The organism is Kushneria indalinina DSM 14324 (genome assembly GCF_003385845.1).
Taxonomy (GTDB): Bacteria; Pseudomonadota; Gammaproteobacteria; order Pseudomonadales; family Halomonadaceae; genus Kushneria; species Kushneria indalinina.
This window is the reverse complement of sequence record NZ_QRDJ01000006.1, coordinates 1,334,542-1,353,523: the sequence shown is the minus strand read 5'-3', so window position 1 is coordinate 1,353,523 and position 18,982 is coordinate 1,334,542. Positions and strand designations below refer to the sequence as shown.

Genomic DNA, 18,982 nt, shown 5'->3' with positions numbered 1-18,982 from the left:
TCTGTACAATGCGCACGGTCGCTGGCTACGTAGCTCAGCTGGTTAGAGCACATCACTCATAATGATGGGGTCCCCTGTTCGAATCAGGGCGTAGCCACCAGCGACAGGCAATGTTCGTGTAGTTTCATGACATGAATAATGCCCGGGTCTTTATCAGGACCTTGACGTTTTTTCTGAAATACGTATACTACGCCGCGTAATCGGAAAGAGATTCCCCGATAGCTCAGTTGGTAGAGCAAATGACTGTTAATCATTGGGTCACAGGTTCGAGTCCTGTTCGGGGAGCCAATAAAATCTGATACTTCGTTGTTCCCTGATAGCTCAGTTGGTAGAGCAAATGACTGTTAATCATTGGGTCGCAGGTTCGAGTCCTGCTCAGGGAGCCATTTACTGCATGATCATGATGCGTAGGTGACGCGAAGCACTTCTCTCTCGTACTGTCTGTCTGTTAGTTCCTGCGCTGTATACTTCGTTTAACCCAATCCCGCGCACGATTTTTTGATCGCTATTATCCGGTCCATCTTGGCCAGTCTATTCTGGATTATTTACCTGGATTTGATGGCGATTATATCAAGGTATCTTCCAGCCTCCGTTTGACTCGATAAATCGCGTTTGTTATAAGCAATTGCGGTTCATGACCGTGAACGGTTTTCGCTGCTCCTGTATTTTCAATATCCTGTATCGGGTTGTTAATTCTATTCTGCCGGTTGGCGACTTTCCGTTCACGCGTTATCGGCATGTGGTTTTAACAGACTATAGTCGTTGTCGACGCATTGCATCAGTCTGCAAAGTCAGCGCGTGACAGGCGGTCTGCCCGTTTCAATATCATTGCCTGCCCATGCCTGTTGGCACCATATCCATTCGTAACATCAATAATTTCAGGAATGTAGAAGAATGCCTCGCGAGAGAAGTTTATCCATCAAGGACAAATGGTCGCTTGATAATCAGCTTGGCGAAATGCTGAGAGGCCTTGAAAAGGAAGAGCCCGCCAGACCCGCTTTTTCCGAGGAGCTTGAAGCGCTGATGCAGAGTTATAATATGAGTTATCACGACACCATCAAAATATTGGAACTCATCCAGCAGGCATAATTTAATTAGTCATTTTTTGTTGTGTTGATGAAATGCGACATTAAATATTGAGACAGTGTCTGGTCCTTCCAACAATAAAAAGGGGCTGCCTGTTAATACAGGTAGCCCCCTTTGTTTCAGGTGCGGTTACTGACGAGAAGAGGAAGGGCCTGCCTTTTGGCGTGTATTCACCAATAGCGCATAGTCGAGCAGGATTTCAACGCTCTCTTCCATGGCTGCCTGCTGAATGGGCGATTCGGAGTCCGCGTCCTGCCCGGTTTTCAGCGCCTCATCACGGGCATCGGTCCATGTATCGATTTCCGGTAACCCGAGCGCGCGTCGCCGCTGATTTTCAAGCGCCAGCTGCTCGGCTTCCTGGGCCTCCATTTCGCGCTGCCTCTGTTCCCGATTGAGACTGACCGTATTGTTCTGCGCCTGGAACTGCTCGGCCAGCTGCGCCTCGCGCATCAGGTAATGAAAGTTGGGATTGCCTTGAGCGCGCTGCTCGTGCTTTTGCCTGAGCTGATTCACGAACTGCCAGGGTTCGCCATACAGGCGATAGCTGACCGGGCGTACCGTATCCCATGGCAGGGCATAGTCGAGAGCGCTCTCGCCGATTTCATCCTTGTCGATCAGACTCGGGAAGGCGATATCCGGTTCCACGCCGCGCAGCTGGGTACTCTCTCCGGAAATTCGATAGAACTTGGCGCGTGTCAGCTTCAGTTCGCCGTGGCTCAGGTCGCTGAGCGTCTGGACCGTCCCCTTGCCGAAGGTCTGATTGCCCAGTACCAGGCCGCGGCCGTAGTCCTGGATGGCGCCGGCAAAGATTTCCGAGGCGGAAGCAGAGAGTCTGTCGACCAGCACACCCAGCGGACCATCATAGGCGACGCCGCGATCCGTATCGCCATACAAACTGATGCGCCCGCGGGCATCACGAACCTGTACCGTGGGGCCGCGATCGATAAAGAGACCCACCATCGAATTGGCCTCCTGCAGCGCGCCGCCGCCATTGCCGCGCATGTCCAGCACGATGCCTTCCACATTCTGCGTCTTCAGCTTTTCGATCAGTTTGGCGACATCGCGTGTCGAGCTGCGATAGTTCTGATCGCCTGCCTGATAGGCATCAAAGTCGACATAAAAGGCCGGTACCTTGATCACCCCGACACGATGGCTTTCGCCATTGCGTTGGGTCTCGATGACGCGACTGCTGGCTGCCTGATCTTCCAGGCTGACGGTATCGCGCGTGATTTCGATGGTGCGCGTCTGGGTCACATCAATGGCTTTCGCCGGGATGATTTCCAGGCGCACCTTTGAGCCCTTCGGGCCACGAATATGCTCAACGACTTCATCAAGACGCATGCCAATGACGCTGATCATTTCACCATTGTCGCCATCACCCACGGCCACGATGCGATCCGCCGGCTTGAGTTGTCCGCTGCGCTCGGCAGGGCCGCCGGAGACCAGACTCGAGACGCGAACGTATTCGCTGTCCTGCTGGAGAAGAGCGCCAATACCTTCCAGTGACAGCTTCATCTGGATATCGAAGGACTGACCGCGGCTCGGAGAGAGGTATTCGGAATGTGGATCAATGGAACCCGTGGCGGCATTGAGAACAACGCTTAACACATCCTCGGTATTGGTCTGTTTAAGCCGGGACAGCTGACTCCTGTATCGATCGGCCAGCTGTTTGGTGATCTTCTCGCTGCTCATGGGTTTGCCTTCATCGCCGGCGTGCGTTTCGGGCTCGGAGACCCGGGCCGGAATGGTGGCAATTTCGGAAAGGACACTGGTGTCGACCACCGGGGTCTCATCCGAGGTTTGCGGGGCGAGGGAGAGCGTCAGGGCAGCATTCTTGAGGCGTCTGCGCCAGAGATCATCCAGTTCATTCTGGCTTTCTGCCCAGCCAGCGTCTTCAAGATTGGTCGGCAGACGTTCATTATCGGTGAAATCGAAATCGGGCTGGTTTTCGAGTCGATTCACCAGCCATTCGAGCCGGTTTTCCAGCCGCGTCTGGTAGAGATTGTAAAACGCATAGACGCGATCCAGGTCGCCTTCTACCAGCATCTCATCGAGGCCGGTACGCAGATCGCTGAACTGCGCGATATCTTCCCGGGTCAGATAGGCGTGCTGGGAATCCAGCAGTTTCAGCATGCGACTGAAAACTCTGTCTGCCCAGTCATTGTTGAGGGTTACAGGTTCATAGTGGCCATATTCCAGCGACTGAATGACTTCCCGAGACGCCTGTCGCCCCTCGTCGGTTGGCTTGATTGCCTCATCGCCCATTGCGGGCAGGGCAGTCAAAAGGCACAGAGCGAACACCGCAATATTGCGGGCTGGGGCAAACAGGCTCATCAAGGAAGCACTCCCGGGTTCATGTACACTTTGTGTGCTGTTAATACAGGATTAAAAGGGTCTGTTGCAGGTCAGCAGGCAGGGCCGTCATTGTAGCAGGCCGACGTCCTTAACAACGATAGGTAGTATGGGAGAATTACGTGTCTCATTCCTCGACAATTACTGATTTGTTCGATTTTCTCAAGTGTTCCCCTACACCGTGGCATGCGGTCGAGGAGATGGCCTCGCGTCTTGAATCCGCGGGTTTCAGAGCGCTGGATGAAACGCAGCCATGGCAGCTGGTTCCCGGAAAGCGTTATTACTGCACCCGTGCCGGTGGCGCCCTGGTAGCCTTTCAGTTGCCCGAAGGGCCGCTTGAGGCGCTTCGCATGGTAGGTGCCCATACCGATAGCCCCGCGCTGCGCCTGAAGCCCCAGCCCGTGCAGATGTCAGCAGACTGGATGCGGCTGGGCGTCGAAGTCTATGGCGGCGCTCTGCTGGCACCCTGGTTTGATCGGGACCTGGCCATCGCCGGGCGCGTCTATCTTCGCGACGATCAGGGCGGGCTCCGCGAGCAGCTCTTTAAGGTGGACCGGCCCGTTGCCGTCATCCCGAGCCTTGCCATTCATCTTGATCGTGACGTCAATCAGGGCAAGGCGCTCAATGCCCAGACTCAGATGGCGCCCGTGGTCTGGCAGGCCGGTTCCGGGCAGGCGCCGCCTTCGATCGAATCGCTGCTCAAGCGCTGGCTTCGTGATCAGCATGGCCTGGAAGATATCGGCATCGTTGATTATGAGTTGAGCTTTTATGATGCACAGCCTGCATCACGGCTGGGCCTTGAGGGTGAGATGATCAGCGGGGCGCGTCTGGATAATCTGCTGTCGTGCTATTGCGGCATGCGCGCGCTGATGGAAAGTGACGGCAGTCAGGGCGCGCTGTTTGTTGCCAACGATCACGAAGAGATCGGCAGCGGCAGCACCGGCGGGGCACAGGGCACGCTGTTGGGCGATGTCGTGTCACGTCTGGCCGAAGCGCAGGGCACGGGCGGTGCCGAGGCGCGTATCCGGCTTTTACAGTCATCGCGCCTGATCTCCTGCGACAACGCGCATGCCGTGCATCCGAACTATCTCGACAAGCATGACGCGCGCCATCAGCCGGCACTGAACCGAGGCCCTGTCATCAAGGTCAATGTCAGCCAGCGCTATGCCACGAATGCCGCCACCGGTGCGCTCTTTCGCGAGCTGTGTCGTGAGGCGGATGTGCCGGTACAGACCTTCGTCAGCCGTGCCGACATGCCGTGTGGGACCACGATCGGGCCGCTCACGGCGACGCGTACCGGGGTGCCGACGCTGGATATCGGCCTGGCCCAGTGGGCAATGCATTCCATTCGCGAAACGGCGGGGGCGCATGATCCCGACTATCTGATCCGTGCGCTGACAGCATTTTGTAATCGCGAGCAGCTTGTCTGAGCGGTCTGCAGAGCAGGCATAAAAAAACGGCATCCGAAGATGCCGTTTTTTCATATCTGGTGGCTACGCCCTGATTCGAACAGGGGACCCCATCATTATGAGTGATGTGCTCTAACCAGCTGAGCTACGTAGCCGTGCAACGCGAGCGCATACTACGCAAGGCCTATCAAAACGTCAAGCCCCTGTGCCGGCGTTCTCAGACGTTGAAGCGGAAATGCACCACGTCGCCGTCCTTGAGCACATACTCCTTGCCCTCCAGACGCCATTTGCCGGCTTCCTTGGCGCCCTGTTCACCGTTCAGGGAGACAAAGTCCTCGTAGGCGACGACTTCAGCGCGGATGAAGCCTTTCTGGAAATCGGTGTGGATCACCCCGGCCCCCTGCGGAGCGGTGGCCCCGACCGGCACCGTCCAGGCACGAACTTCCTTGACGCCGGCAGTGAAGTAGGTCTGAAGGCCCAGAAGACCGTAGCCGGCACGAATCACGCGGTCCAGCCCGGGCTCTTCCATGCCAAGCTCGTCAAGGAACATGGCACGCTCTTCTTCCTCGAGCTCGGCGATTTCGGCCTCGATCTTGTTGCAGACCGGCACCACCACGGCACCTTCTTCGGCGGCGATGGTATTCACCACCTCCAGGTGCGGGTTGTTATCAAAACCCTCTTCATGAACGTTGGCGATGTACATGGTGGGCTTGAGGGTGAGAAAGCCAAAGCTTCTGAGCAGTTTCTTCTCGTCGTCATTCAGACCGAAGCTGCGCAGCGGCTGACCTTCCGCCAGATGCGGCTGAATACGCTCCAGCAGCGCCTTGCTGGCGATGGCATCCTTGTCACCGCTTTTGACCGTGCGGGCCAGGCGCTGCAGGCCACGCTCGACGCTATCCAGGTCCGCCAGGGCCAGCTCGATATTGATGGTTTCAATATCGGCACGCGGGTCGACCTCGTTGGACACGTGAATCACGTTGTCATCGTCGAAACAGCGCACCACGTGCGCGATCGCATCGGTTTCACGAATATTGGCCAGAAACTGATTGCCCAGTCCTTCACCCTTGGAGGCGCCGGCCACTAGGCCTGCGATATCCACGAACTCCATGGTGGTCGGGATGACCTTCTCCGGCTTGACGATTTCTGCCAGCCGATCAAGGCGAGGGTCCGGCATCGGCACGAGGCCGGTATTGGGTTCGATGGTGCAGAAGGGGAAGTTTTCTGCATCGATGCCTGACTTGGTCAGGGCATTGAAAAGGGTCGATTTGCCCACGTTGGGCAGGCCGACAATACCGCAATTGAATCCCATGGAGGTGCATCCTGCAGTGTAGGGCGATGTTTTGTATTCGACCCGCTGTTCGGGCCATATGGCGCGAAGTTTACCTGTTGCCGCGGTCGGGTCGCTACCGTCCGGGCGAGGTCCGGCGGCTGGCAAGGCCTACGCCGCAGGCGGCAAGCACCATGCCGCCGACCTGTAACGGGCCCAGCGTTTCATCAAACAAAAGCCAGCTTAGAAGCGCCACGACCGGTGGCACCAGATAAAAAAGCGATGCCACGCTCGACACCGAGCCACGGCGTATCATGACCAGCAGTAGCGAGATGGCGCCTACCGACAGGCCAAAGACCGACCATAAAAGGCCGGTCCAGGCCTGCCAGTTTGATTCGAAGCGCATGCTTTCAGTGGCCATCGCCAGCGGGAGGGTGACCACAAGGGCGCCGATGAACTGAATGGCAGCGTTGGTGCGAAGATCGGCACCGGGACCGGTTCGTTTCTGCCAGATGGTGCCCAGCGTAATGCTCAGCATGGCAATCAGTACGGCCACCAGCGGCAGCGGATCAATCTCGCCGAGATCCGTTTCCAGCCCGGGCAGCAGGACCAGCAGGGTGCCGACAAGACCGAGCAGCACGCCCAGCCACTGGCGAGTGTCGGGTCGCTCATCGAGCATCGAGCCGGCGAAAAGGGTGGTGGCCAGCGGCTGAAGCCCGACCACCAGCGCCGCTACGCCTGCCGGCAGGCCGCGATCGACGGCCCAGAAAACGCCGCCCAGATAGAGGCTTTGCAGCAGAATCCCTACCAGCAATGCTCGCGTCCAGGCCGCCCGTCCGCGCGGCCAGCGGGCGCCGACGGCCTGTGCAATCAGCATGAACACCAGCGCGCTGAGGAAGAACCGATAGCTCAGGAAAGTAAGCGGATCGGTCCAGGGGGCGACCAGGCGGGCGGCAATAAAGCCGGTAGACCAGATGCCGACAAAGGCCAGCGGTACAAGGCGTTCAAGCGTCATGACAGAAAGCTCCTGCAGCGAGGATCGTCGCGCAAGGCTAGGCTGCGCTGAAACTGTGAAGTTGATTCATGGCGCGGGCCCAGTCGCCGGACAGCGCCAGTGGGAGGGTCTCGAGCGAGGCCTCGATGGCCTCATCGATGGCCCGGCGCTCGCTCTTGCCCGGGGCGCCCAGCACGTAATTGACCACCTGACTGGCACTGCCGGGATGGCCGATGCCCAGTCTCAGGCGGTGGAAGTTCTTGTTCTGACTCAGGGCATTGATGGTATCGCGCAGGCCATTGTGGCCGCCATGGCCGCCGCCCTGCTTGTAGCGGGCCTGGCCGGAGGAGAGGTCCAGCTCGTCATGCACGATCAGCAGTGATTCGGGCGGCAGCTTGTAAAAGGCGGCCAGCGCGCCAATCGACTGGCCGCTGTGATTCATGTAGGTCGTCGGGGCCAGCAGATGAATATCCTGCCCCTCGATGGTGGCGCGAGCGTAGTGGCCGAGCAGCTTGCGCTCGCTGCGCAGCGTGGTGTGATAGCGACCGGCCAGCGCATCGATCAGCCAGAAGCCGGCATTATGACGGGTCTGCGTGTACTGGGCGCCCGGATTGCCCAGCCCTATGATCGCTTTGATATCGCTCATGAGGCGTTCTCGCTTTTGTAATCACAACGCCCTGCGGTGCATGCAGGTCATACATCAGAACGGCCGGGCGGCCCGGGCATATGGCCCGGCCCGACCGGCCGTCAGGCATCAGATGGCAAACCCCACCTTAGACCTGCTCGCCCTCGCCACCGTTGTCGGCTTCGGGGCGCTGAACGTCAGCGTCAGAAGCGTCTTCCTCTTCGCCGTCGCCTTCTTCATCGGTGCCGCGATCCGGATGTGTCACGGTCACGATGCCCATGTCGTGGTCTTCGCCATGGGTCAGCGCCACAACGGTGACGCCCTTCGGCATCGGGATATCGGACAGGTGCAGGGTGTCGCCCAGTTCCATGTTGGCCACGTTGACTTCCAGATACTCGGGAAGATCGGCCGGCAGGCAGCTGACTTCGACGTCATTGGCCAGTACGTGCAGGACACCGTCCTGTTCACGAACGCCCTTGCACTCTTCGTCGCCTGCAAAGTGCAGCGGTACGGTGATGGTCAGCTCGTGAGTGGCATCAACGCGCATGAAGTCGGCGTGCGTGATCAGCTCCTTGTAGGGGTGACGCTGCAGATCACGAATGACGACCTGCTCCTTGCTGCCATCAATGTCGATGTTGATGATGGAGGAGAAAAAGGCTTCGTCTTCAAGTGCCTTGTAAAAGGCCGGCTTGTCGATGGCGATCGGCTGCGGCTCGGCGCTGCCGCCATAGATGATGGCCGCGACACGTTCGTTCGCACGACGCAGGCGGCGGCTCGCACCTTTCCCCAGCGCCGTACGAGCGACAGCGGTCAGTTGATAATCATGTTTCATGGGTTGGACCCTCATTGGTTCAAGTCGAAAACGACACGGCCCGCGACCAGGCTCGTGCCGTTTTATCGGGCTTTCGCATCAGGCGAAAGCGAGTACCGGCGCAGGTTCAGTGGAACATTGCGCTGACGGATTCTTCATTGCTGACACGACGGATCGCCTCGGCGATCAGGCCGGCGACCGAAAGCTGGCGGATCTTGCCGCTGCGACGGGCATGCTCGGCAAGCGGGATGGTGTCAGCAACGACCAGCTCATCGAGCTGGGATTTTGAAATATTGTCGACCGCCGGACCCGACAGGATCGCATGCGTCGAATAGGCCAGTACGCGTCGGGCGCCGTGCGCCTTGAGCGCTTCGGCGGCCTTGCACAGGGTACCGGCCGTGTCGACCATGTCTTCGACCAGCACGCAGGTGCGGTCCTTGATATCACCGATGATGTGCATCACCTGAGCCTGATTGGCCGATGGGCGACGCTTGTCGATGATGGCCAGATCTGCGTTGAGCTGCTTGGCGATGGCACGGGCACGAACGACACCGCCCACATCGGGCGAGACAATGGCGATGTCATCGTAATTCTGACGCTCGATGTCATCGAGCAGGATGGGCGAACCGTAGACGTTATCGACTGGAACGTCGAAAAAGCCCTGAATCTGGTCGGCGTGCAGATCCATGGTCATGACGCGATCCACGCCGGCCTTGACCATCATGTCAGCAACGACCTTGGCAGAAATCGGTACACGTGCCGAACGCACGCGACGATCCTGACGGGCGTAGCCGAAGTAGGGCACCACGGCAGTAATACGAGTCGCGCTGGCCCGACGCAGGGCATCCACCATCAGGATCAGTTCCATCAGGTTGTCATTGGTCGGTGCACAGGTCGACTGGAGGATAAAAACGTCCTTGCCGCGCACGTTCTCGTTGATCTCGACCGCGATCTCGCCATCGCTGAACTGACCGACCGTGGCATGGCCCAGACGATTATCAAGGCTCTCGGCCACCTTGCGGGCAAGCTCGGGGTTGGCGTTCCCCGCGAAGACCATCAGTTTAGACACGCGCAGCCACCTTTGGACGCTTGTAGAAAATCGGGGTGGTTTGAAGTCAAACGTGAGTGACATCGAAAAGAAATGGCTGGGGTACCAGGACTCGAACCTGGGAATGCCGGTACCAGAAACCGGTGCCTTACCACTTGGCTATACCCCAGTAACCTTTGATGCAAGCACTGACGCTCAATGCTTCATGATACTCCGGTACTTGATGATACCCGAAGCCTGTTCAGAGCCTGATGCAGGGGAGAGATGTTACAACCGCGTGCCCCGAAGACGCTCCAGCGGTCCGGGTACGCATGCCGGGCGATACCATAAAGTATCTCCCTTTCCAGTTCAAGCGCTGCCGCTTCCTCCTCGATGGGGCAGAAAACGCAGGCGCCGGTTCCGGTCAGCATGGCAGGTCCGTGCTGACGAAGCAGGTCAATGACCTCACCGATACCCGGCTCAAGCCTTCGCACCACGGCCTCGCAGTCGTTGTGACCTCCCTGCAGGGCGCGCGACATACTAATCAAGGGGGTATCACGTGTCAATTGTGGATGGCCGAAGACGCCGGCCGTGGACACGCTTACCCCGGGATGAACCACCACAAACCAGGGCGTATCCAGCGGCGCCGGCACCAGTCGTTCTCCAACGCCTTCCCCCCAGGCGGCAAAACCGCGAACGAACACGGGCACGTCGGCACCCAGCGTCAGCCCCAGCGTTGCCAGAGTGTCGGTGTCCAGATTGAGCTGCCAGAGATGGTCGAGCGCCAGCAGGGTGGTGGCCGCATTGGAGCTACCACCTCCCAGGCCGCCGCCCATGGGCAGCCTTTTTTCCAGAGCGATGTCCACACCCGGCAGCGGCTGACCGACGGTGCCCTGTAGTAACCGGGCGGCGCGAACGATCAGGTTGTCCTCGGCACTGACGCCGTCAAGCTGTGGCGACAGGGTAATGGCGTCATCATCGCGCAGGCGAAAATGCAGCGTGTCGCCATGTTCCAGAAACTGAAACAGGGTCTGCAGCTCGTGGTAGCCGTCCGGGCGCTTGCCCACGATATGCAGCATGCGGTTGAGCTTGGCCGGCGCCGGCAGGGTCAGCGTGGCATTACCTTTCATGGCAGCTCTGCCTGCCCCGGCTGCCAGCGGTTGATGACCAGCGTGGTGCGGATGTCGTCATAGGCCATGACAATACGCCGCGGCAGCCACATGCCGTCTGCCTGGATCCAGTCGCGATAGTCAATATGCCAGCCGGCCTGATCCAGCGTGGCGGGAAAGCCGACATCATCCTTGCTCATGCTGTGGGGGCCGCGCGGGTCGGGCAGGGCACGCACCCAGTAGACCAGCGAAGAAAGCGGCAGCGACCAGCCCATCTGCTGCGCCATCAGTTCCTCGGGCGTCGGTGCCTGAAAGGTGCCATCGCCATTGGTGAGCGTGACCTGACGGCCATCGCCTTCCAGCGTGTTACGTCCCGTACCCCAGGGACCGCTGACCGAGATGCGATATTGATTGGCACGCTGGGTCCAGTCGAGGTTGGCGCTCTGGCTGTCTTCCGGCGTACGAATGCCGACCTTGCCGGCCGCTGTCCAGGTATCCAGCGCTTCAAGTCGTGCCTGCTGGGTACGCCAGTCACCGGGAAGGCGGTCTTGCTTCTGCGATGGCGCCTGAGTGGCACAGCCGGCCAGAAGGGCGATCAGGGCGAGGGTCAGAAACTGTAGCATGCGACCGATCGCGTTACCTGACGTCATGGGGTGTTCTCCTGGGAAGTGACAGTGGGTGAATCCGTGGCTTTTGGCAGCGGGCTGAGCGGTGTCAGCAGCGGATAGCGGCTCAGCAGATCATCGATGGTGGGGTGGGTGCGAAAGCGTGTCGTGGCCCCTGCGATAATGCGTCGTGCCTGCTCGCTGTCACCGCTGGCCCAGAGCGCTTCTGCCAGATGCGCTGCGACCTCTTCATCCGGCATCAGGGCGTAGGCCTGCTTGAGCAGCGACACGGCCTGATCCAGCTGGCCCAGATGAAAATGCGCCCAGCCCAGGCTGTCGATGATCGGTGCCGATTCCGGCGCCAGACGATGGGCGCGCTCAAGCAGTTCCAGCGCCTCTTCGTGACGATCGGTCTGCTCGGTCAGGGTATAGCCGAAGGCGTTGAGCGCATCGGCATTGTCGGGATCGCGCTCGAGCAGTGTACGCATGTCGCGCTCCATGGCCTCGAGATCCTGATGTTCGATGGCGCGAATGGCGCGTATATAAAGGAGGTCGCTGTTATCGGGGGCGCGTTCCTCGATGGCGCCGTCGAGCAGTTGATCGGCCCGCGCCTGCTGATCATTCTGATCCAGCAGTGACAGGGAGAGCTCCATGAGCGCAGCAAACTGGTCGGGGTAGTCATCTTCCTGATCGTGCAGCCAGTCCAGGGCGTCATCGATGCGCTGACGCTCTGCCAGCAGCTGTACACCGCGGACACGGGCTCCTGCAAAATGTTCGCCTTCGGGGACACGGGCATAGAGCGCCAGTGCCTGATCGATGTCATCGAGTCTTTCGCTGACAAGGCCGGCCAGCATATAAAGCTCGCCGGATGGGGAGGCGTTGTCCTCTTCCAAAGCCGGCTTCAGCAAACGCTGTGCAGCGTCAGGATGATCGTTGCGCAGATAAAGCTGGGCCAGTGCCAGACGCAGCTGCAGATTGTCCGGCATGTCCTGCATCAGGGTGTCGAACTGCTTCTCGGCTGCATCGACATCATCCATGGCCAGATTGGCCTGGGCCATGGCCAGAATGAAGCGGTTGTCCTGCGGGGCAAGCTCATGGCCGCGCCGGGCGGATTTCAGCGCGCCGGCAGCATCCTCCTGATCCAGTGCAATCTGGCTGCGGGCGAGCCAGATCGCCGGCAGCTCGGCATCAAGGGCTTCTGCGCGCTCAAGATCACGGCTGGCCGCGTCGTTATTACCCTGCAACGATCGAAGCAGGGCACGCGTTGTCAGTGCATGAGGTTGTTCGGGATGGCGCGTGATATAGCTTTCAAGCGGTGCCAGCAGCTCTTCAGTGCTGGCGCCGCTGGTAATGGCATCTTCCAGAAACGACTCGAGATCCGCATCCTGCCCGCTGGCGTCGACTTCCAGCAGCAGTGCCATGGCCGTTGCCCATTCGCCCTGTTCGGCGGCGGCAGCAGCAAGAATACGGCGGGGAGTCGCGCTGTTTCTGTCCAGCGCCGCCCAGTGATTGGCCGCGGCAATAACCAGCTGCGGGTCATTGCCCAGACGCGCCATCTGTGTGGCGCGTCGGGCCAGGCCAATGTCCGTGTGGCGCTGGCTCTGCTGCAGATAGGTGCGGGCTGCAAGCCCGGTATCACCGCGCTGTGCAGCAATATCGGCACCCAGAAGGGCGCCGAGCGTGGCCCCGTCAAGACCTTCCCTGGAAGGGTTGCGCTGCTCTGGCGAGGCATTACTCTGCTTTGGGGCGTTGACATCATGAGAGGTCGACGGAGCAGGCTGATCACTCGCGGTCGCAAAAGATGTCGGCCAAAGTGCCGCGGGCAGCAGCAGGGCGGCCATCGATAGCCATATTGTGCGTTGGCGCATCCGTGTCCTCATTGATGGCGAAACCTGCCGGGGCTATGAAGCTGATGAAAGCGTTCCATCCCACGGCGCCCGGGGCTATGTTAGAATGCACGACCATGAAGTGCGAGCACCGCGGCACTACGCAGTCCCCTGATGCCGTTCATGCACGAAATGCGCACTGTATCACCGATAACGGACCTGACCTGACAGGATTGGATGCCTGACACATTATCCAGTCGTGTCTCAGCGTTCTAAACGAACGTTATAGCTAATACGGTATCACGATGCTTCTTTCTCTAGGCATCAATCATAAAAGTGCGACCCTTGAGGTACGTGAACAGGTCGCTTTCTCCTCCAGTCAGATGGCACTGGCGCTTGAAGATCTGACCTCGCTTGCCGAGGTTCAGGAAGCCGCCATTCTGTCGACCTGCAATCGAACCGAGATCTATTGTCGGCTCGACGGGGGGGACGAGCGCCTGATCCTCGAATGGCTCGGCCACTTTCATCGTCTGCCCGTGGAGTCGCTGGAGCAATGCGCCCGGTGGCATCGTGACGGCGAGGCCGTGCGTCATCTGATGCGGGTTGCCTGCGGCCTTGATTCGATGGTACTCGGCGAGCCCCAGATTCTGGGGCAGATCAAGAGTGCCTATCAGGTGGCCAGGGCCCATCAAAGCCTGGGCAGCGAGCTCGAGCGTCTTTTTCAGCACACCTTTGCCGTGGCCAAGCAGGTGCGTACCGATACCGGCATCGGTGAAAACCCGGTCTCGGTGGCCTATGCCGCGGTCAATCTGGCTGGTCGCATCTTTGATGACATTCGTCAGTCCCGAGCGCTGTTGATCGGGGCCGGCGAAACCATCGAACTGGTCGCACGTCATCTTCGCGATGCCGGCATTCAGGGCATTATTGTGGCCAACCGCACGCGCGAGCGCGCGCAGACGCTGGCCGATGAGGTCAACGGCGTGGCGATCGGGCTGGACGAGCTCGAAAACGCGCTGATTTGTGCCGATATCGTGATCTCCTCGACCGGCAGCCCCACGCCGCTGCTGGGCAAGGGGCTCGTGGAATCGGCGCTGAAAACACGCAAGCACCGCCCCATTTTCATGGTGGATATCGCCATCCCGCGGGACATCGAGCCGCAGGTGGGCGAGCTTGACGACATCTTTTTGTACAGCATTGATGATCTCAACGAGGTCATCAGTGAAAACCGCCGTTCGCGCCAGGCCGCCGCCGACCAGGCCGAAGAGATGATTCTGGCCAATGTCTCGGCCTGGCAGCACGAAAGACGGGTGCGCAGCGCCGGCGACCTGATCCGGCGCCATCGCCATCAGGCCGAGCGCCTGCGTGCCGAGGCTGAAAGTGAGGCGCTGGCGGCGCTGTCACGCGGTCAGGACCCCGAGCGGGTCATCCAGAAATTGACGCAGCAGCTCACCAACCGGCTGCTGCACGGTACGACTTCACGCATTCGCGCGGCCTCCGGTGCCGAGCGGGTGGATCTGATCCAGGCTGCGGAGGAACTCTTGATCGACGACAGCGCGCTGCACCAGGAATCGCCATGAAGGCCTCGCTCAGAGACCGCCTTGACGGCTTTGCCGAACGTTTTGAAGAACTCTCGAGACTCCTTTCCGACCCGGGCGTCATCGGTGATCAGACCCGGTTTCGCAACTACTCGCGCGAGTATGCCGATCTGGAAGAACTGGTCGGACACTGGGCACGCCATCGCAGCCTCGAGGCCGATCGTGACAGCGCCGGTCAGATGCTTGAAGACAGCGATCCGGACATGCGCGCCATGGCGCATGACGAGATTGCCGACATCGACGAGAAGCTCGAGGCGCTGGAGCCACAGCTGCTGCAGCTTTTGATCCCGAAGGACCCGGACGATCAGCGCAGCGTCTATCTCGAGGTGCGCGCCGGCACCGGCGGCGATGAAGCCGCACTCTTTGCCGGTGATCTTTTTCGCATGTATTCGCGCTACGCCGAAAGCCGCGGCTGGAAAATGGAAACCGTCAGCGCCAGCCACGGCGAACAGGGCGGGTTCAAGGAGATCATCGCCCGTGTGGCCGGCGGCGATATCTATGCCCGGCTCAAGTTTGAATCCGGCGCGCATCGGGTGCAGCGGGTGCCGGCGACCGAATCCCAGGGGCGCATCCATACCTCGGCCTGCACGGTGGCCGTCATGGCCGAGGCCGATGACGTCGCCGAGGTCGAGCTCAACCCGGGTGATCTGCGTGTAGACACCTTCCGCGCCAGCGGCGCCGGCGGCCAGCACGTCAATACCACCGATTCCGCGATCCGCATTACGCACCTGCCGACCGGTACCGTGGTGGAATGCCAGGACGAGCGCAGCCAGCACAAAAACCGTGCCCGCGCCATGTCGCTACTGGCGGCCCGCCTCAAACAGAGTGCCGAAAGCGCCAGACAACAGCAGCAGTCCGATACGCGCCGTTCGCTGGTGGGTTCGGGCGATCGCAGCGAGCGCATCCGCACCTATAACTTCCCGCAGGGCCGGGTGACCGATCACCGTATCAACCTGACGCTCTACAAGCTTGGGGAAGTCATGACCGGTGCGCTTGATGACATCATCGATCCGCTGGTGCATGAATATCAGGCCGACCAGCTGGCGGCCATGACCGGCGAAAACGGCTGACAGGAATGACTGACAAGAGCTTTCATGCGCATTGATCAGGCCCTGTCCGATGCCGTGGCCCGTCTTGCCCGTCACGCCACTGACGAGACAGCCACGCCCCATCTTGATGCCCAGCTGCTGCTGGCCCATGTGCTGGGGCGTTCGCGGACCTGGCTTTATACCTGGGGGGATCGCGAGGTTGAACCAGCCGAAGCCAAGCGTTTCAATGCCCTGGTTGAGCGGCGTGAGCAGGGCGAACCGGTGGCCTGGCTTTTGGGCTATCGCGAGTTTTTTGGCCTGCCTCTCGCCGTGTCGCCTCATACCCTGATCCCGCGTCCTGATACCGAAACCCTGGTCGAACAGGCGCTGACGCATATGCCGGCGAGCGATGTGCGTGCACTGGATCTGGGCACCGGCAGCGGCGCCATTGCCTTGGCGCTGGCGTCTGAACGCCCCGACTGGCAGGTGACCGGTATCGATATTGTTGCAGAAGCCGTCACCCTGGCGCAGCGCAATGCCGAGACGCTGGGCATCACCAATGTCCGCTTTGAGCAGGGCGATTTCTTCTCGGCGCTGGCGCCCTCCATGCGCTTTGAGCTGATCGTCAGTAACCCGCCCTACATCGACGCGTCTGATGAGCATCTGGGGCAGGGCGATGTGCGCTTTGAACCGCGCTCGGCGCTGGTGGCAGGGCAGGACGGCATGGCCGATCTGCTGCACCTGATCGAGACTGCCCGTGATTTTCTGACCGTCGGTGGCTGGCTGATGCTGGAACACGGCCATCAGCAGGGCGAAGCGGTGCGGGCGGCGCTGACAAGTGCCGGTTATACGACCGTGGGCACCTGCCGAGACCTCGGCGGGCGTGAGCGTGTCACTCTGGGGCAGTGGCCTTCTGCCTCTCCGAATCCTTGATCGCTGTACGGGAGTTCCCATGAACGACGAGCAGCTTCTGCGCTATAGCCGTCAGATCATGCTCAACGAGCTTGATTACGAGGGTCAGACGCGCCTCATGGCCGGGCATGTATTGATCATTGGCCTGGGCGGTCTGGGCTCGCCGGCGGCGCTTTACCTGGCGGCCGCCGGTGTCGGCACGCTCACACTGGCCGATGATGACCGGGTCGATCTCTCCAACCTGCAGCGCCAGATCGCCCATGGTGAGGTGGATATCGACAGCTTCAAGGCGCAGTCGGCGGCTGACAGCATCGCCGCGATCAACAGCCACTGTCGGACGCAGGTCATCACCGAGCGTCTGCAGGGCGAAGGGTTGCAGCATGCCGTGGCCCGCGCCGATGTCGTACTGGACTGCACCGACCGTTTCGAAAGCCGGGATGCCATCAACCGCGCCTGCGTGGCGGCCGGCACGCCGCTGGTCTCCGGCGCGGCCATCCGCTTCTCGGGGCAGCTGGCCGTCTTTGATCTTCGCGACCCGGCCGCCCCCTGTTACGCCTGCCTCTACGGCGACAGTGCCGATGAGGATCAGCTGACCTGTGCCGAGAGCGGCGTCATTGCCCCCCTGGTCGGCATGATCGGCAGCTATCAGGCGCTCGAAGCCCTGAAGCTTTTGAGCGGCTGCGGCCCCCCCCATCAGGGACTTTCTACCTTCGATGGTCTGAGCGGGCAGTGGCGACACTTCGGGCTGGGGCGTGACCCGCACTGCCCGGTGTGTAGCCTCAGGCCCTGAGACTCGAAGCATGATCAAGGCCGCGCTCAATGAGCGCGGCTTTTTTGTGGCCGGCCTGTCTCTGATGAAAAAGTAGCGATACACGCGTCGGGAGCAGGCCGCAGCGTTCATCGGATTCGTCCCTGATGAATCAAAACCGTCAAAAAAGTCCCTGTAGACTGTGCTGATCCATGGCCTCCTGACGCGCTTTCCCACCATAATGCTTTTTTCATACGCCTTGATGAGCTGTCCCGATGAGCGAGCACTCCTGGTATGCCTACTCCCGCAATCTGGCGCTGGACAATACGGCTCCCCTGGCAGGCGCGCAGCGTTTTGATGTGGCGATCATTGGCGGTGGGGTAACCGGCTGCAGCGCGGCATTGCATCTGGCCGAGCGGGGCTATCGGGTGGCACTGCTGGAGGCGGGGGAGATCGGGGCGGGGGCGTCGGGCCGCAGCGGTGGGCAGATTTTGCCGGGGCTGGGCACCGAGCTGTCGGTCATCGAAAAATCGCTTGGGCATCAGGCGGCGCGCGATATCTGGGCGATGAGTCGCGAGGCCGTGCGGCTGACCGAGTCGTTGATCGAACGTCACGACATCGACTGCGAGTATTCCCGCGGGTATCTTCATGCCGCGATCAAGCCGCGTCACGAGCGGGCCATGAAGGCCTGGCGGGACGAGATGGCCACGCGCTACGGCTACGAAGGGCTGGAATGGCTGGAAGGCGAGGCCCTGAGACGCCATGTGGTCACCGATGCCTACCTCGGCGGTCTGTATGAGCGCGAGGCAGGCCATCTGCATCCGCTCAACTATACGCTGGGGCTGGCACGCGCCGCCCAGCGTGCCGGGGCCGTGATTTTCGAGCACAGCCGTGTGAGCGATATCACGCGTGGCAAGACCGTGCAGCTGACCACGGCACATGGGCAAATTGACTGTGACCATCTGCTGGTCGCCGGCAATGCCTATCTGGGCGGGCTGGTGCCGGAGATCGAGCGCAAGATCATGCCGGTGGTCAACTACATCATCGCCACCGAAGCGCTCTCCGAGCACCAGGTGGCACAGACCCTGCCACAGCGTGACGCGGTCTCGGATGCCAATTTTGTGCTGGACTACTATCGCCTCACCGCAGGGCGGCGTTTACTCTATGGCGGTCAGGTCAGCTACAGTGGCCGTGAGCCGCGCGGGCTTGTCACGATCATGCAGCGCAAGATGCGCGAGCTCTTTCCAGTGCTTGAAGATGTGGCGATCGATTATCGCTGGGGCGGCCGGGTAGCGATCACCCGCAGCCGGGCGCCGCACTTTGGCCGGCTGGATGACAACATTTATTTTGTGCAGGGCTATTCGGGCCATGGCATGGCGCTGGCAGGGCTTGCCGGACAGCTGATGGCGCAGGCCGTGGCCGGGCAGCGCGAGCGTTTTGATCTACTGGCCGCCATGAAACATCTTGATTTTCCGGGCGGTCGCCGGCTTCGAACGCCGCTTCTGGTGCTGGCGACCGCCTTTTACCGATTAAGGGATCGCCTCTGAGCTCTGGAGCGCTGTCCTGCAACCGACCTATACCGACACTG

16 protein-coding genes and 5 tRNA genes are annotated in these 18,982 nt (G+C 60.4%); 10 read left to right on the top strand and 11 right to left on the bottom strand.

Annotated features, from left to right (window positions below):
* Positions 1–23 precede the first annotated feature (23 nt).
* From C8D72_RS06370 to C8D72_RS06355, 4 genes are all read left to right on the top strand, one after another.
* Positions 24–100, top strand: a tRNA-Met gene (locus tag C8D72_RS06370).
* Between the two features lie 112 nt (positions 101–212).
* A tRNA-Asn gene (locus C8D72_RS06365) sits at positions 213–288 on the top strand.
* 22 nt (positions 289–310) lie between these two features.
* Positions 311–386 (top strand) — tRNA-Asn (locus C8D72_RS06360).
* 508 nt (positions 387–894) lie between these two features.
* Entirely contained in the window at positions 895–1,089 is a 195-nt protein-coding gene (locus C8D72_RS06355; RefSeq protein WP_115853490.1) for a hypothetical protein, read from the top strand.
* A gap of 126 nt (positions 1,090–1,215) precedes the next feature.
* Here C8D72_RS06355 and C8D72_RS06350 read toward each other — a convergent pair whose 3' ends face one another.
* Positions 1,216–3,420: a carboxy terminal-processing peptidase gene (locus C8D72_RS06350; RefSeq protein WP_115853489.1), complete on the bottom strand. Its 2,205-nt coding sequence runs from the start codon at positions 3,418–3,420 to the stop codon at positions 1,216–1,218.
* A 140-nt stretch (positions 3,421–3,560) separates the two neighbouring features.
* Here C8D72_RS06350 and C8D72_RS06345 point away from each other — a divergent pair, with 140 nt between their 5' ends.
* Positions 3,561–4,868 (top strand): M18 family aminopeptidase, encoded by a 1,308-nt coding sequence (locus C8D72_RS06345; RefSeq protein ID WP_115853488.1) that lies wholly within the window; start codon positions 3,561–3,563, stop codon positions 4,866–4,868.
* Positions 4,869–4,925: 57 nt separating this feature from the next.
* Here C8D72_RS06345 and C8D72_RS06340 read toward each other — a convergent pair.
* The 10 genes from C8D72_RS06340 to C8D72_RS06295 all read right to left on the bottom strand — a co-directional run bounded on the left by C8D72_RS06340 (position 4,926) and on the right by C8D72_RS06295 (position 13,153).
* Positions 4,926–5,002 (bottom strand) — tRNA-Met (locus C8D72_RS06340).
* Positions 5,003–5,064: 62 nt separating this feature from the next.
* Complete coding sequence (gene ychF, locus C8D72_RS06335; protein ID WP_115853487.1) at positions 5,065–6,156, bottom strand: redox-regulated ATPase YchF; 1,092 nt, start codon at positions 6,154–6,156, stop codon at positions 5,065–5,067.
* Between the two features lie 94 nt (positions 6,157–6,250).
* Positions 6,251–7,129 (bottom strand): DMT family transporter, encoded by an 879-nt coding sequence (locus C8D72_RS06330; protein ID WP_115853486.1) that lies wholly within the window; start codon positions 7,127–7,129, stop codon positions 6,251–6,253.
* Between the two features lie 37 nt (positions 7,130–7,166).
* Complete coding sequence (gene pth / locus C8D72_RS06325; RefSeq protein WP_115853485.1) at positions 7,167–7,754, bottom strand: aminoacyl-tRNA hydrolase; 588 nt, start codon at positions 7,752–7,754, stop codon at positions 7,167–7,169.
* Positions 7,755–7,881: 127 nt separating this feature from the next.
* Positions 7,882–8,565, bottom strand: a complete 684-nt coding sequence (locus tag C8D72_RS06320; RefSeq protein ID WP_115853484.1) for a 50S ribosomal protein L25/general stress protein Ctc — start codon at positions 8,563–8,565, stop codon at positions 7,882–7,884.
* A gap of 106 nt (positions 8,566–8,671) precedes the next feature.
* Positions 8,672–9,613, bottom strand: a complete 942-nt coding sequence (locus C8D72_RS06315) for a ribose-phosphate pyrophosphokinase (RefSeq protein WP_211308766.1) — start codon at positions 9,611–9,613, stop codon at positions 8,672–8,674.
* Between the two features lie 73 nt (positions 9,614–9,686).
* Positions 9,687–9,761: transfer RNA gene (locus tag C8D72_RS06310), tRNA-Gln, on the bottom strand.
* 34 nt (positions 9,762–9,795) lie between these two features.
* A complete protein-coding gene (gene ispE / locus C8D72_RS06305) occupies positions 9,796–10,701 on the bottom strand; it encodes a 4-(cytidine 5'-diphospho)-2-C-methyl-D-erythritol kinase (RefSeq protein WP_115853482.1) in 906 nt (301 codons plus the stop codon).
* Positions 10,698–11,330 (bottom strand): lipoprotein insertase outer membrane protein LolB, encoded by a 633-nt coding sequence (gene lolB, locus C8D72_RS06300; protein WP_245955165.1) that lies wholly within the window; start codon positions 11,328–11,330, stop codon positions 10,698–10,700. Before lolB ends, ispE begins: the two co-directional genes overlap by 4 nt.
* Entirely contained in the window at positions 11,327–13,153 is a 1,827-nt protein-coding gene (locus C8D72_RS06295) for a tetratricopeptide repeat protein (RefSeq protein WP_170140514.1), read from the bottom strand. The genes lolB and C8D72_RS06295 overlap by 4 nt, the downstream gene beginning before the upstream one ends.
* Positions 13,154–13,416: 263 nt before the next feature.
* Between C8D72_RS06295 and hemA the strand changes: the two genes are divergently transcribed.
* The 5 genes from hemA to C8D72_RS06270 all read left to right on the top strand — a co-directional run bounded on the left by hemA (position 13,417) and on the right by C8D72_RS06270 (position 18,941).
* Positions 13,417–14,688 carry a glutamyl-tRNA reductase gene (hemA, locus tag C8D72_RS06290; RefSeq protein WP_115853480.1) on the top strand — a complete coding sequence of 424 codons (1,272 nt, stop codon included), beginning with the start codon at positions 13,417–13,419 and terminating at the stop codon, positions 14,686–14,688.
* Complete coding sequence (prfA, locus tag C8D72_RS06285) at positions 14,685–15,776, top strand: peptide chain release factor 1 (protein ID WP_115853479.1); 1,092 nt, start codon at positions 14,685–14,687, stop codon at positions 15,774–15,776. Before hemA ends, prfA begins: the two co-directional genes overlap by 4 nt.
* Before the next feature lie 24 nt (positions 15,777–15,800).
* A complete protein-coding gene (gene prmC / locus C8D72_RS06280; RefSeq protein WP_115853478.1) occupies positions 15,801–16,667 on the top strand; it encodes a peptide chain release factor N(5)-glutamine methyltransferase in 867 nt (288 codons plus the stop codon).
* Positions 16,668–16,686: 19 nt separating this feature from the next.
* Complete coding sequence (locus tag C8D72_RS06275) at positions 16,687–17,436, top strand: HesA/MoeB/ThiF family protein (protein ID WP_115853477.1); 750 nt, start codon at positions 16,687–16,689, stop codon at positions 17,434–17,436.
* 233 nt (positions 17,437–17,669) lie between these two features.
* Positions 17,670–18,941, top strand: coding sequence for an NAD(P)/FAD-dependent oxidoreductase (locus C8D72_RS06270; protein ID WP_115853476.1), 1,272 nt, complete (start codon positions 17,670–17,672; stop codon positions 18,939–18,941).
* Positions 18,942–18,982: the final 41 nt, after the last annotated feature.